The organism is Arthrobacter sp. StoSoilB19 (assembly GCF_019977275.1).
Classification (GTDB): domain Bacteria; phylum Actinomycetota; class Actinomycetes; order Actinomycetales; family Micrococcaceae; genus Arthrobacter.
On record NZ_AP024650.1, the window covers coordinates 246,289 to 258,846 of the forward strand.

Annotated in this window: 12 protein-coding genes; 3 read left to right on the forward strand and 9 right to left on the reverse strand. The window is 67.5% G+C overall.

Features of this window, described 5'->3' with window-relative positions; translation table 11 throughout:
• Position 1: 1 nt before the first annotated feature.
• From LDO86_RS01185 to LDO86_RS01195, 3 genes are all read right to left on the reverse strand, one after another.
• Positions 2-502 (reverse strand): hypothetical protein, encoded by a 501-nt coding sequence (locus LDO86_RS01185; RefSeq protein WP_018770953.1) that lies wholly within the window; start codon positions 500-502, stop codon positions 2-4.
• Positions 503-581: 79 nt separating this feature from the next.
• Positions 582-1,013: a DUF3592 domain-containing protein gene (locus LDO86_RS01190; RefSeq protein WP_018770952.1), complete on the reverse strand. Its 432-nt coding sequence runs from the start codon at positions 1,011-1,013 to the stop codon at positions 582-584.
• Positions 1,014-1,079: 66 nt separating this feature from the next.
• Positions 1,080-2,006, reverse strand: coding sequence for an A/G-specific adenine glycosylase (locus LDO86_RS01195; protein ID WP_043425267.1), 927 nt, complete (start codon positions 2,004-2,006; stop codon positions 1,080-1,082).
• Between the two features lie 176 nt (positions 2,007-2,182).
• On the opposite strand from LDO86_RS01195, the gene LDO86_RS01200 reads away from it, so the two are divergent.
• Entirely contained in the window at positions 2,183-2,887 is a 705-nt protein-coding gene (locus LDO86_RS01200) for a hypothetical protein (RefSeq protein WP_018770950.1), read from the forward strand.
• Positions 2,888-2,936: 49 nt separating this feature from the next.
• Here LDO86_RS01200 and disA read toward each other — a convergent pair whose 3' ends face one another.
• The 3 genes from disA to LDO86_RS01215 form a co-directional block, all read right to left on the reverse strand.
• On the reverse strand, positions 2,937-4,013 hold the full coding sequence (gene disA, locus LDO86_RS01205; RefSeq protein WP_018770949.1) for a DNA integrity scanning diadenylate cyclase DisA: 1,077 nt from the start codon (positions 4,011-4,013) through the stop codon (positions 2,937-2,939).
• A gap of 296 nt (positions 4,014-4,309) precedes the next feature.
• The gene (locus tag LDO86_RS01210; RefSeq protein WP_018770948.1) at positions 4,310-4,810 is read right to left on the reverse strand and encodes a 2'-5' RNA ligase family protein; all 501 of its coding nucleotides are present in this window, start codon (positions 4,808-4,810) and stop codon (positions 4,310-4,312) included.
• A 75-nt stretch (positions 4,811-4,885) separates the two neighbouring features.
• Positions 4,886-5,128, reverse strand: coding sequence for a hypothetical protein (locus tag LDO86_RS01215; protein WP_018770947.1), 243 nt, complete (start codon positions 5,126-5,128; stop codon positions 4,886-4,888).
• 195 nt (positions 5,129-5,323) lie between these two features.
• Between LDO86_RS01215 and LDO86_RS01220 the strand changes: the two genes are divergently transcribed.
• Both LDO86_RS01220 and LDO86_RS01225 read left to right on the forward strand, forming a co-directional pair.
• Positions 5,324-6,937 carry a peptide chain release factor 3 gene (locus tag LDO86_RS01220; RefSeq protein WP_144600974.1) on the forward strand — a complete coding sequence of 538 codons (1,614 nt, stop codon included), beginning with the start codon at positions 5,324-5,326 and terminating at the stop codon, positions 6,935-6,937.
• A 6-nt stretch (positions 6,938-6,943) separates the two neighbouring features.
• Positions 6,944-8,173, forward strand: coding sequence for a beta-ketoacyl-[acyl-carrier-protein] synthase family protein (locus LDO86_RS01225; RefSeq protein WP_018770945.1), 1,230 nt, complete (start codon positions 6,944-6,946; stop codon positions 8,171-8,173).
• On the opposite strand, the gene LDO86_RS01230 is transcribed toward LDO86_RS01225, so the two are convergent.
• The 3 genes from LDO86_RS01230 to LDO86_RS01240 all read right to left on the reverse strand — a co-directional run bounded on the left by LDO86_RS01230 (position 8,170) and on the right by LDO86_RS01240 (position 12,556).
• Positions 8,170-9,522, reverse strand: coding sequence for an MFS transporter (locus LDO86_RS01230; RefSeq protein WP_018770944.1), 1,353 nt, complete (start codon positions 9,520-9,522; stop codon positions 8,170-8,172). The two genes, LDO86_RS01225 and LDO86_RS01230, sit on opposite strands and share 4 nt — an antisense overlap.
• A gap of 104 nt (positions 9,523-9,626) precedes the next feature.
• Positions 9,627-10,955 (reverse strand): enolase C-terminal domain-like protein, encoded by a 1,329-nt coding sequence (locus LDO86_RS01235; protein ID WP_018770943.1) that lies wholly within the window; start codon positions 10,953-10,955, stop codon positions 9,627-9,629.
• Entirely contained in the window at positions 10,952-12,556 is a 1,605-nt protein-coding gene (locus LDO86_RS01240) for an aldehyde dehydrogenase (NADP(+)) (RefSeq protein WP_018770942.1), read from the reverse strand. Before LDO86_RS01240 ends, LDO86_RS01235 begins: the two co-directional genes overlap by 4 nt.
• Positions 12,557-12,558 lie beyond the last annotated feature (2 nt).

The following is a 12,558-nucleotide window of genomic DNA, read 5'->3' on the forward strand; positions in this document are numbered from 1 at the left end:
GTTACCGGGATGCAGGCTGCTGGTGCAGTCCGGCGTCGTCCAGGACGACGGACGCAGACAGGACCTTGCCGCATTGTTCACCGAAGGGGTAGGCCACCTGCGGCCTGAATTCCAGGGTGCGTACCGGCAGTGCGGTTCCCTCCGGCGCTGCACCGGACACGGTCACCGTCATGGGCGATTCCGTCAGGGTATCCAGCATCAGCACAGCGGTCTTGGTGCCATCGGGCGAGGCAGTGGCCGAACAGGCGCCCTCGCGGCTGCACCCCGCGTCCACGGAAGTGCTGCCCGGGCGGAGTTCGACGTCGGCCTCCTTGCAGGTGCCGTCCTGGCAGGCGCGGACGTGCAGCGCCGCCACCTTCGGCGAGTAGCCGGCGCTGACGGTGATGGAAACGGCGGTGGCCTGCGCGATTGCGGGGCAGGCGCTGCCGGCAGGCCCGCAGGCGGAGATAAGGGCGGAGATGAGCGCGGTCGTCAATGCCAGGAGCAGTCCGGGCTTGTGCATGCTTTCAGGCTACGTCGGGCGGGCCCGCGCAGGGCCGGATCGGCGTCAATTGGAGGCAGCATTGTTATGCCTCCACGGCCTAACCCAGCGGGAAGATGCCGATGAACCAGAACAGCGCGATGGCAAAGACCGAGAAAAACGCGATCAGGCAGCCCATGGCGGTGCGCGGCTCCGAGGAAACCTGCAGGGATTCGTTGGGGTTCTGCGGGTTGTAGGCCACCTCGATGAGGGCTCCCGGCACAGGCTGCTCCACCCCGGAGATCTCCGACTTGCCCATGAAGAGGGTGCCGTGCGGATCGGTGAACTGGTAGGTGGGGTAGTGGCGGAGGTTCCGGTTGGCGCCGCCCACGCCGCTGGTCCAGCCGGTGGTGCTGCCGGTGACGGTCGCCTGTACCTTGGGCCAGGCCGCCATCTGCTGTTCCTGGCGCTTGGTCCTGCGGGCCGCACGGACCAGCGAAAATATCGCGGCGGCAACGAACAATGCCCACACGATGTACAGAATGGTTTTCATGGCTCCCCCCGGTTCCGGTCACCAAGAAGTATGCCATCCCGGCCTGGCCCTTGAGGGTCCAGCAGGTCAGGCGGGGAGCCGGTAGCCGCCGTCGTGGATCTCGGCGAGGCCGTCCGCCAGCAGTCCCGCCAGCGCCCGCTCCAGCTGCTCGGGGGCGGAGTTGAGCCGGTGCAGCGCGGCGAGGGGCACGCCGATGCCCTCGGCGGTGAACCCAAGGTCGGCGGGCTCGCGCTGGAACATGTCGGCCGGCACGGGAGTTTCCGCCAGCCGCAGCACGGCCAGCACCGCACCGCGGACCTGGCGGTCAGTGCCGTGCCACGCCTGGCCTTTGGGAACGTACGACGGCGGGGGCTCACCCGCGGCGAGCCACGCACAGGAGTCTTTCACCGGGCAGGCAGCGCACTTGGGTGCCCGGGCCGTGCACACCAGCGCCCCCAGTTCCATGACCGCAGCGTTCCAGCGCACGGAGGTTTCGTCGTCGTCCGGCAACAGGGCGGCGGCCAACCGCATCTCCGCAGCGGTCAGTGCAGGCGCGGGGAGCGCGACGCCGGACACCAGGCGGGCGTGCACCCGCCGGATGTTGGTGTCCACCACAGTCTCGCGGCGGCCATATGCGAAGGCGGCCACCGCGGCGGCCGTGTAGCTGCCCACTCCGGGCAAGGCCAGCAGTTCCGTGTAGGTGCCGGGGACATGGCCGCCGTGGTCCTCGACGATTGCTGTGGCTGCGGCGTGCAGGCGAAGGGCACGCCGGGGGTAGCCCAGCCGGCCCCATGAACGGACCGCTTCACCTGCCGGTTCGCCGGCCAGGCCGGCCGGCGTGGGCCACCGCTTGAGCCACTCGTGCCAGACCGGGAGGACCCGGACCACGGGGGTCTGCTGCAGCATGATCTCGCTGACCAGCACACCCCACGGCGAGCAGCCAGGTTCGCGCCAGGGCAGGTCCCGGGCGATTCCGGCGAACCAGGAGTTGATCCGGTGATGGAGCAACTCCAGGTCTGCAGGGCCGGTGGGAGCGACCGCGGCGCGGGCGGCGGTGGAGGTTTCAGTGTCGATGCCAACACTGTAGTGGATAGGTTCGGGCGGGCTGAAAACCGGGGTGTGACCAGTGCGATGGGCCTGCGGCGGCGTGGTGGCAGTGCAGATCCGGCGGCGTTCCCTAGCCTAGAAGGATGGGCAGGCAAGGCGATTCACCAGCACGCGGCACGGCATCCGGTTCCAGCAGCGTCCGGAAGCCCAGCGCCGCCGTGTACCGCCGCCGCCGCCTGGTTGTTGGCGGCGCGCTCCTGCTGGTGATTGCGCTCGTGATCAGTGGTTTCGCCCTGGCCGGTGCCTTCAAGGGCGGCTCGCAGCAGGCGTCCTCCACGCAGCCGTCTTCCGCCGATCCGGCCACCTCCCAGGCTTCCCCGTCTGCTGCCGCCAGTCCCTCTGCGTCCGCGTCGGCAACCCCGTCCGCCACGCCGTCGGCCACTGCCTCCGCTGCCCCCTCCTGCAACCAGAACCTGGTGGCTGTTTCGGCGTCCACTGACAAGCCCGCCTATGGGCCGGGGGAAAACCCGATGCTTACCCTGAAGGTGACCAACGGCGGCACCGTCCCCTGTGAGGTCAACATCGGTACCTCGCAAATGGAATTCCTGGTGACCAGCGGTTCCGACCGGATCTTCTCGTCCAAGGACTGCCAGGCGTCCAGCGAGGACCTGGTGAAGGTGATCGCGCCCGGCGCCAGCGAAACCGCGAACTTTCCATGGAACCGGACCCGCAGTGCCGATGGCTGCAAGGCCGTGGCGGCGGCACCCGGCGGCGGTGGCGCTTACTACATCTTCACCGCCAAGCTTGGCTCGCGGGCCAGTCCAAAGGCCGTCTTCCAGCTGAACTGACGCATCCCGCCGGCGTGGTGGGAGCGGGCCGTGGGGTTGGGGCTTGGGGTTACAGGAAGCGGTCCAGGAGGCTTGCTTCGGCCATCCGGCTGAGCCCCTCACGCACGGTGCGGGCGCGCTGGTCGCCGATGCCGTCAACGGTCATGAGGTCGTCAATGGTGGCCGCCATGAGGAACTGCAGGCCACCGAAATGGTCCACCAGCCGGTCCGCTACCGCCTTGGGAACCGCCTTCAGGCCGGACAGGAGCCGGTATCCGCGGGGCTGGACGACGGCATCGAGGTTTGCCTCGCCGCCCGCGAACCCCACGATCGCGGAGATCTTGCCGAGATCGATCAGCTCTGTCGGGCCCAGGCTGACCAGTTCGTTGACGGCCTTTTCGATGTCCTCCGCGGAGGCGTTGGGGCTGGCGTAGTCGCGGATGATCACGTCGCTGCCCGGTCCACGGCCCACGGTGAGCTCGTCGAGCTGGAGCGAGAGGAGCCGGCCGTCTTCGCCAAGTTCCAGGACGTACTGCGAGATTTCCTCCGAGATGCGGCGCACCATCTCCTGCCGCTGCAGGGTCACGGCCACATCGCGCACCGTCACCATTGCCTCGATTTCCAGGGCCGAGAGCGAACTGGTGACCTGGTCCAGGCGGGCAACATAGCGCTCCAGGGTGGCCAGGGCCTGGTTGGCGCGGGCAAGGACGTTTTCCGAGCCCTCCAGGACGTGCCGCAACCCGTTGACGTACAGGGCGATGATCTGCATGGACTGGCTCACGGATATGACCGGGACCCCGGTCTGCTTGGCCACCCGTTCCGCCGTGCGGTGGCGGGTGCCCGATTCCTGCGTTTCGATGCTTGAGTCCGGGACCAGCTGGACCGCGGCACGCAGGATGTTGCCGGCATCCTTGTCGCAGATGATGGCGCCGTCCATCTTGGCCAGTTCGCGCAGCCGGGTGGGCGAGAATTCGATGCCGATATCGAATCCGCCGGAGCAGATGGAATCGATGGTGCGGTCGGAGCCGAGGACGATCAGTGCGCCGGTGCGTCCGCGGAGGATCCGTTCCAGGCCGTCGCGGAGGGGCGTTCCGGGTGCAACCCTGCCCAGAGTGGCCCTCAGCGATTCTTCGGGGCTCCGCGCCATAGGTTTTTCCCTTCAAAGGTGCGGACCGCCACCCGCAGGAATGCCGGCGTCCGCAGTTTGCCGGCAGGATCAAAAAGTGCACTGATTCCCGCAAGCTCAATGATAGGGGTAAGAAACCCAACTTCCGCACGGGCAAGCCCCAAAGTGCCCCATTAGGGGGTGCCCGGAACGGCGGCAAAAACGCTGGTTGGGGGCATTGCGGGGCGGCCACTTTCGCCGCTTTGGACCCCCGCCATTTTCAACCCTGCCCCGGCTTTGACCCTGCCCGGCCTTAGCTCTGCCTTTCAGCGGGTTGCTCAGGCGGAGGCTCCCAGGGGTGTGACTGTTCTGGTGCTGCTGTCCCAGAGCCGCGCTCCCGTGCAGCGGCCCTCGAGGCGCAGGTCCAGCAGGTCCACCGCCGTTCCGAGTTGATGGCCGGGAATACGCCGGGAGATGGTGACGTGCGGTGTCCAGGCCCCCGGACACGTCAGCGGCAGCGCCCCTGACAGGCCCTGGTGCAGGATTCCGTGCAGGTCCAGCAGGGGAGCAGTCGGCAGCACGGCGCGGGCAAGGACATATTTTCCTGCGCCGGCGGGAAAGACGACCGCTCCGGAGAAGGTGACATCCACGGGCAGCACCTCCCAGGGACCTTCCCGGGCGGCAACCAGGTCCGTGCCTGCCGCAAGGGTGATGTGCGGGCTGTTGCTGGGGGAGGTATGCCCTGCCAGGCTGGGGAGGCCGGCGGCCGCGAGCCGTGCCCAGTCAGCCCTGACCAGGGATTCGGTGGGGCCGTCAAAGACCAACTCGATGCTGCGCATGAACCCATCATGCCGTTGCCGGGTACCCGTTGCCGGGCACCCCCATGCCTGCCAGGTTTTGCCGCCGCGGGGACGTCAGCGCTTCCGGTCCCTGAGCATCCGCTCCAAATCCCGGCTGACTTTCGACAGTGAAGCGGCACGGAGTGCTTTGTGTTCAGCCGCTGTTTGCACTCCCCGTTTCCGGGACGGGCCGGTAGGAAGGACCGAACCCGGCGGCTGGGCCGCGGCGGTGCCAAGGACCGCACCCGCGTTGGCGCCCAGGTTGGTGGCCAGGGGGTCGAAAAAAAGGTTGCCGGTGAAAGTGGCGCCATGCATCATGCGCCCAAAGCTAACTGCCCCGCATTTCGCCGCCTTGAACGTCCGGTTTCGCCCGCGTTAAGCGGAACCCGTCCGGTTTGCAGCCCTGCGATAAACTGTACTTTGGCCGTTTGCCAATCACCTTCCCCGCCCTTGAGTCGCAGCGCAGTACCCGAAAGACACCTGGGCAGCCACAACCGCAGCGAAAGTAGCACCGTGTCCCAAGATGTCCTGACCCCCGCCCGGATCTCCGGTATCCACAAAGAGGCTGGCCGCCGCAGGACCTTCGCTGTCATCTCCCACCCTGACGCGGGCAAGTCAACGCTCACCGAAGCGCTGGCGCTGCACGCAAAGGTGATCGGCACCGCGGGCGCTTCCAGTGGCAAGGCCAACCGCAAGGAAACAGTCTCGGACTGGATGCAGATGGAAAAGGACCGCGGCATCTCCATCAGCTCCGCGGCCCTGCAGTTCTCCTACCGGGACACCGTCATCAACCTTCTGGACACCCCCGGCCACGCCGACTTCTCCGAGGACACCTACCGCGTGCTCGCCGCCGTTGATTGCGCCGTGATGCTGGTGGACGCCGCCAAGGGCCTGGAAACCCAGACCATGAAACTCTTCGAGGTCTGCAAGCAGCGCAACCTGCCCATCATCACGGTCATCAACAAGTGGGACCGCCCGGGCCTGGACGCCCTGGCATTGATGGACGAGATCACCGAGCGCACCGGGCTGCAGCCCATGCCGCTGACCTGGGCCGTGGGCATCTCCGGTGACTTCCGCGGCGTCTGGGACCTCCGCAACGACCGCTTCGCCCGGTTCCAGCGCAACAACGCCGGAGCGCAGATCGCCATCACCGAGTACTTCACTCCCGAGGAAGCGGCGGAAGACCAGGGCAGCAACTGGTCAGACGCGGTGGACGAGGCCGGACTGGTGATTGAGTCCAACCTGGAGTTCGACGTCGACGCCTTCCACGCCGGCAGGGCAACCCCCATCCTGTTCAGTTCTGCTGCGCTGAACTTCGGCGTCAAGGAACTGCTGGACGCGCTGGTGGACTTCGCCCCGCCGGCAGCGCCCCGCCCCGACGTGGACGGAAACCCCCGTCCCGTGGAATCCCCGTTCTCCGGGTTCGTCTTCAAGGTCCAGGCCGGCATGAACAAGGCGCACCGCGACCACGTGGCCTTCATCCGCGTCTGCTCGGGCGTCTTCGAGCGCGGCATGGTGGTCACCCAGACCCGCACCGGCAAGTCCTTCGCCACCAAGTACGCACAGCAGGTGTTCGGCCGCGAACGCGAAGTCATTGACGAGGCCTACCCCGGTGACGTGGTGGGCCTGGTCAACGCGTCCTCGCTGCGCGTGGGCGACAGCCTGTTCCTTGAGAACCCGGTGGAATACCCGGCCATCCCGCTGTTTGCCCCCGAGCACTTCCAGGTGGCCCGGTCCAAGGACCCCAGCAAGTTCAAGCAGTTCCGCCGCGGCATTGAGCAGCTGGAACACGAGGGCGTCATCCAGGTGCTCCGCTCCGACGTCCGCGGTGACCAGGCTCCGGTGCTTGCCGCGGTCGGGCCCATGCAGTTCGAAGTGGTGGAGGACCGCATGGCGCACGACTTCAGCGCACCCATGCGCCTGGAACGCCTGCCCTACTCCCTGGCCAGGATTTCGACTGCGGATGCCATGCCCGCGCTGGCAAACGTCCCGGGCGCGGAGGTGCTGCTGCGGTCCGACGGCGAATACCTCGCCCTGTTCAACGACGTCTGGGCGCTCCGGCGGATCGAGAAGAACCACCCCGACCTGACGCTCGTGCCCATCGGCACCCATAACCCCGCAAAGTAGCCAACCATGACGGCAGTACAACCACGCGCGCTGGTCACCGGCGCCGGCACCATCAACCCGCTGGGTTCCAGCGTCAAGGAAACCTGGGAGGCCCTGCTTGAGGGCCGGTCCGGGATCGGGCCGCTGGAGCAGGACTGGGCAGGGCAGTTGCCCGTCAAAATCGCAGGGCAGGTCACCGCAGACCTTTCGGAGCACCTCAGTACCCGCGAGATGAAGCGGATGGACCGGTGCGGCCAGTTGGCGCTGATCGCGGCGCGCGAGGCATGGGCGCAGGCCGGCGCCCCCGAGGTGGATCCGGAGCGGTTCGCCGTGGTGATCGGCTCCGCTTACGGCGGGCTCGGTTCCACCATCGAGCAGGACCGGGTGCTGGCCGAATCGGGCCCCCGGAAGGTTTCGCCGCATACCCTCACCCGCCTCATGGTCAACGGTCCGGCCGCGTGGGTGTCCATCGACCTTGGCGCCCGTGGCGGCGCCCGGACGCCTGTCAGCGCCTGCGCCTCCGGGGCTGAGGCGATTGTCCAGGCAGCCGAGATGATCCGCTCCGGTGCTGCCGACGTCGTGATTGCCGGCGGCGTGGACGCCTCCGTCAACGACCTTGTGATCACCGGCTTCTCCCAGATCCGTGCCCTGTCCACGCGGTCGGATGACCCCAAGCTGGCCTCGCGCCCGTTCGACGGCGGCCGCGACGGGTTTGTGCTGGCAGAGGGCGCCGGCGTGGTGGTGCTGGAGAGCGAGGAGCACGCCCGTGCCCGCGGCGCCGCCGTCCTTGGTGCTGTGGCAGGCGGAGCCGTGACCTCCGACGCGAACGACATCGTGGCCGCGGACCCCGCCATGCAGCGGCGGGTCATGCAGAAGGCGCTGGACTCGGCGGGCATGCGGCCGGCTGATATCGGATTCGTCCACGCGCACGCCACCTCCACCCCTGTGGGGGACCGGCTGGAGGGCCAGGCGATCAACGCCGTCTTCGGCGCTGACGTGCCGGTCACTTCCACCAAAGGGCATACCGGCCACCTGCTGGGCGGCGCCGGTTCCCTGGCCGCCGTCGTGGTCCTCGAAGCCCTGCGGACCGGGAAGGTCCCCGGGACGCTGAACGTGGAAGCGCTGGACCCGGAAGTGGACCTTAACGTCCTCACCGAAGGCACCCACCAGCTTCCGCCGGGTTATGCCCCGGCCGGGCTGGTGAATGCCTTCGGTTTTGGCGGCCACAGCGTGGCGCTGGTGCTTACCGCGGGTTAGGCCCTGCTGGGGAGCGGCGCCGTGTTGGGCAGTTCCGGCGTCTCGGGCGACGCCTCAGCCCCGCTGCGGCGTTCCTTCAGGAAGTAGACCAGGCCGGCTGCCGCCGCCGAAGCCGCAGCCAGGGCGAATAGTCCCGGGATGACGCTGCCGGTCTGCTCCTTGATGATGCCGAAACCGAACGGTGCCACGAACCCGCCCAGGTTGCCCAGCGAGTTGATGATGGCGATGGCCGGAGCCAGCACCAGCGGGTGCAGTCCGGACTGCGGAATGGTCCAGAACAGCGGTGAGGCGCTCTTGAACCCCATGGCTGCTACGGCCAGGAACACCAGCGCCAGCACGGGCGAGGCCACGGCCGCCGCGTAGGTACCGATGGCTGCCACCAGGAGCGCGACCACCAGCAGGGGCTTCCTGGACCTGGCCTTGTCCTGCCACTTCGCCGCGAAGTACATCGCGAACACGGCGCAGATCCAGGGGATGGAGGAGAGGAAACCTGCGGAGAGGTCGGTGGTCCCGGGGATCCGCTTGATGATGCTTGGCAGCCAGAAGGTGTTGGCGTAGATGGACAGCTGGATGGCGAAGTAGATGCCGCACAGGAGCAGGATCTGCGGGTTCAGCAGCATCTTCCAGCGGTTGACCTTTCCGCTCTCCGCCTTGGCGTGCCCGGCGTCCTCCGCATCGATGGCCTGGGACAGCGCGTCCTTTTCGGCGGGGGAGAGCCACCTGGCGTCGGCGATTTTCGCGTCCAGCAGGAAGAACACAGTGACGCCCACCAGGACGGACAGAATGCCTTCGAACCCGAAGAGCCACTGCCAGCCGCGCATTCCCAGGGCGCCGTTGAGGCTCAGCAGCATGCCGGCGATGGGGCCGGAAATCGCCGCGGCAACCGAGGAACCGGCGATGAAGACCGCCGTTGCCTTTCCGCGCTGGCCGGCAGGAACCCAGCGGGCGAAGTAGAAGATGACGGCCGGGAAGAAGCCGGCCTCTGCGGCGCCCAGGAGGAACCGCAGGACGTAGAACATGGTCTCGTTCTGCACGAACGCCATCAGGAAGGAGACGATGCCCCAGCTGACCATGATCCTGGTCAACCAGACCTTGGCGCCGTATTTTTCCATCATCACGTTGCTGGGGAGCTCAAAGATGGCATAGGCGATAAAGAACAGGCCGGCACCGAAACCATAAGCGGCGGCGCCGATTCCCACGTCAGCCTGGAGGTGGTCCTGGGCGTAGCCGATGTTTGAGCGGTTCAGCTGGTTGCAGACCAGCATGACCAGCATGACCGGGAGCACGCGCTTGAAGAATTTCCTGGTGGCAGATGCCAGGTCCAGGACGGCGTTGTCCACAGACTTCATTGAATGTTTCCTTTGGGAGGGGTGTTGGCAAGGCGGGGGCCTTGGAGAAACTTACCGGACTTGCGGTTGCCGGCTTTCGTTACCTGCTGTCGTGGCCTGGCCCATTACCTGACCAGGCACGGCCGCTTGGGGTCGAAGGACCAGCCGTCGATGTAGTACTGCATGCCGATGCTGTCGTCACGGGCATCCAGGCCGTGCTCAAGGTACAGCTGGTGCGCTTTGTCCAGCGCGTCCCGGTCCAGCTCGATCCCCAGGCCGGGAGTCGCCGGGACTTCGATGGCGCCGCCCTTGATCTGCAGCGGCTCCTTGGTGAGGCCCTGTCCGTCCTGCCAGATCCAGTGCGTGTCCAGTGCCGTGATCCCACCGGGGGCGGCGGCTCCGGTGTGGGTGAACATGGCCAGCGAGATGTCGAAGTGGTTGTTGGAGTGCGAGCCCCAGGTGAGGCCGAACTCGTTGCACAGCTGGGCCACCCGGACCGAGCCGTGCATGGTCCAGAAGTGCGGATCGGCCAGTGGGATGTCCACGGCGTTGCTGCGGATGGCATGCGACATTTCGCGCCAGTCCGTCGCGATCATGTTGGTGGCGGTCTTCAGTCCGGTGGCCCGGCGGAACTCGGCCATCACTTCGCGGCCGGAGAACCGACCTTCGGCGCCGCAGGGGTCCTCTGCATACGCCACCACGCCCTGCATCCGCTTGCCCAACCGGATTGCCTCCTCCAGCAGCCAGCCGCCGTTCGGGTCGAGCGTGACCCTGGCCTCCGGGAACCGCTTGGCGAGTGCCGTGACCACGTCCACTTCGTCGTCGCCGGACAGCACGCCGCCCTTGAGCTTGAAGTCGGAGAAGCCATAACGTTCCTGGGCGGCTTCGGCCAGCGCGACGACGGCTTCCGGAGTCATGGCCTCCTGGCGCCGGAGTTTTTCCCAGCGGTCCGACGGCGACTCCTCCACCAGGTACGGCAGGTCGGTTCGCGTGTGGTCGCCGATGAAGAACAGGTACCCGAGCATCGGCACGGACGTCCGCTGCTGCCCGTCGCCGAGCAGTTCCGCGACGGGAACGCCGAGGAACTGGCCGTGCAGGTCCAGCAGGGCGGACTCGACGGCGGTGACGGCGTGGACGGTGGTGCGCAGGTCGAACGTCTGCAGCCCGCGCCCGCCGGCGTCCCGGTCCGCGAATCCCGCGGCGATTTCCCGCAGCAGGGAGCGGTACCGGGCCACGGGCTTGCCCTTGATCAGGACGCCGGCTTCCTGGATGGTGCTGCGGATTTTTTCGCCGCCGGGAACCTCACCGAGGCCGGTGCGGCCGTCCGAGTCGGTAATGATCACCACATTGCGGGTGAAGAACGGGCCGTGGGCGCCGCTGAGGTTCATCAGCATGCTGTCGTGGCCGGCTACCGGTACAACTTCGATGGCGGCAATGGTGGGCTGGTTGCTCATGCGTTGCTCTCTGCTTTCTCTGCGGCGGAAACCACTTCGCCGTCGATGCGCCGGTTGAGGTGCCAGGGGTTGGCGTCCTGCAGGGCTGCCGGGAGCAGTTCCTGGGGGAGGTTCTGGTAGGCCACGGGACGCAGGAAGCGGTTGATCGCCAGGGTTCCAACGGAGGTGGTGCGCGAGTCCGAGGTGGCGGGGAAGGGGCCGCCGTGGACCATGGCGTGGCCGACTTCGACGCCGGTGGGCCAGCCGTTGACAATGATACGTCCCACTTTTTGCTCCAGGACGGGGATAAGCGGCGCCGCTGTTGGATAGTCCTGTTCGGTGAGCTGCAGGGACGCGGTGAGCTGGCCTTCCATCCGGCCGGCTGCCTGGAGGAGGTCCTGGATGGAGCTGTAGCGGATCACCAGGGACGCGGCGCCGAAGATTTCCTCATGCAGGACGTGGTTGCTGGTGAATTCGGTGACGCCCGTGCCGAAGATGGTGGGGGCCGGGGCGTTCTCGGTGGGGCCGGGAGTGCCCTGGCCGATGAGTTCGACGCCGGCTGCCGCGCCAAGGTTTTCCGTCCCGGCGTTCCAGGACTTGGCAATGCCTTCGGTGAGCATGGTCTGACCGGCGCAGGCGGACACGGCACGTCCGACGGCGGCAGCGAGTTTGTCCCCTGCCTCGCCTTCGGGGGCGAACAGGAGCCCGGGGGAGGTGCAGAGCTGGCCGGAACTTCCGGTGACGGCGGTGACGTACTGCTGTGCAAGGGCGTCGACGTCGCCCTCGAGGGCGCCCTCGAAGACAAAGACCGGGTTCAGTGACGACATCTCCGCGTACACGGGAATCGGCTCGGGGCGGGCGGCCGCGGTTTTCATCAGGGCGATGCCTGCAGCCTGGGAGCCGGTGAAGCCGACCGCCTTGATGGCGGGGTCCGCCACGAGGGCCTGGCCGATGCTGGAACCGGGACCGTAGATCAGGGAGAACACGCCGGGGTGCAGCCCTGCGTCCTTGACGGCCTGGGTGACCGCCTGGCCCACCAGTTCGCTGGTGCCGGGGTGGGCGTTGTGGGCCTTGAAGACCACCGGGCAGCCTGCGGCGAGGGCCGAGGCGGTGTCTCCGCCCGCCGTCGAGAACGCCAGCGGGAAGTTGCTGGCGCCGAACACGGCGACGGGACCCAGGGGGAGCTGCCGCTGCCGGATGTCAGCCCGGGGGAGCGGGTTCCGGTCCGGGAGGGCGGGGTCGATGCGGACGCCGCGGAAGTCGCCTTGCCGCACCACGTCCGCGAAGAGGCGAAGCTGGCCGGTGGTGCGGGCCCGCTCACCGGTGAGCCGCGCCGCCGAGAGCCCTGTTTCCTGGCCGGCGCGGATGATCAGTTCCTCGCCCAGGGCGTCGATGTTGTCCGCGATCGCTTCGAGGAAGGACGCGTGGGTTTCCGGGTCAAGGGTGCTGAAGGACGGGAAGGCCTCGGCGGCCGCTGCCGTGGCGGCTTTCAACTGTTCTTCCGTGATCAGCGAGTAGGCGGGCTCCAGGGCCTGGTTGGTGGCCGGGTTGAACCCGCTGGTGGTTTTGCCTTCGCCGGTAACGGGCCGGCCGGCGATGAGTGAATGTCCGTTGAGGGTCATGG

What these genes read in the sequence shown, in the direction of transcription:
- LDO86_RS01185 (WP_018770953.1), bottom strand. Translation starts at nt 502, where the DNA reads ATGCACAAGCCCGGACTGCTCCTGGCATTGACGACCGCGCTCATCTCC.
- LDO86_RS01190 (WP_018770952.1), bottom strand. Translation starts at nt 1,013, where the DNA reads ATGAAAACCATTCTGTACATCGTGTGGGCATTGTTCGTTGCCGCCGCG.
- LDO86_RS01200 (WP_018770950.1), top strand. Translation starts at nt 2,183, where the DNA reads ATGGGCAGGCAAGGCGATTCACCAGCACGCGGCACGGCATCCGGTTCC.
- disA (WP_018770949.1), bottom strand. Translation starts at nt 4,013, where the DNA reads ATGGCGCGGAGCCCCGAAGAATCGCTGAGGGCCACTCTGGGCAGGGTT.
- LDO86_RS01210 (WP_018770948.1), bottom strand. Translation starts at nt 4,810, where the DNA reads ATGCGCAGCATCGAGTTGGTCTTTGACGGCCCCACCGAATCCCTGGTC.
- LDO86_RS01215 (WP_018770947.1), bottom strand. Translation starts at nt 5,128, where the DNA reads ATGATGCATGGCGCCACTTTCACCGGCAACCTTTTTTTCGACCCCCTG.
- LDO86_RS01225 (WP_018770945.1), top strand. Translation starts at nt 6,944, where the DNA reads ATGACGGCAGTACAACCACGCGCGCTGGTCACCGGCGCCGGCACCATC.
- LDO86_RS01230 (WP_018770944.1), bottom strand. Translation starts at nt 9,522, where the DNA reads ATGAAGTCTGTGGACAACGCCGTCCTGGACCTGGCATCTGCCACCAGG.
- LDO86_RS01235 (WP_018770943.1), bottom strand. Translation starts at nt 10,955, where the DNA reads ATGAGCAACCAGCCCACCATTGCCGCCATCGAAGTTGTACCGGTAGCC.
- LDO86_RS01240 (WP_018770942.1), bottom strand. Translation starts at nt 12,556, where the DNA reads ATGACCCTCAACGGACATTCACTCATCGCCGGCCGGCCCGTTACCGGC.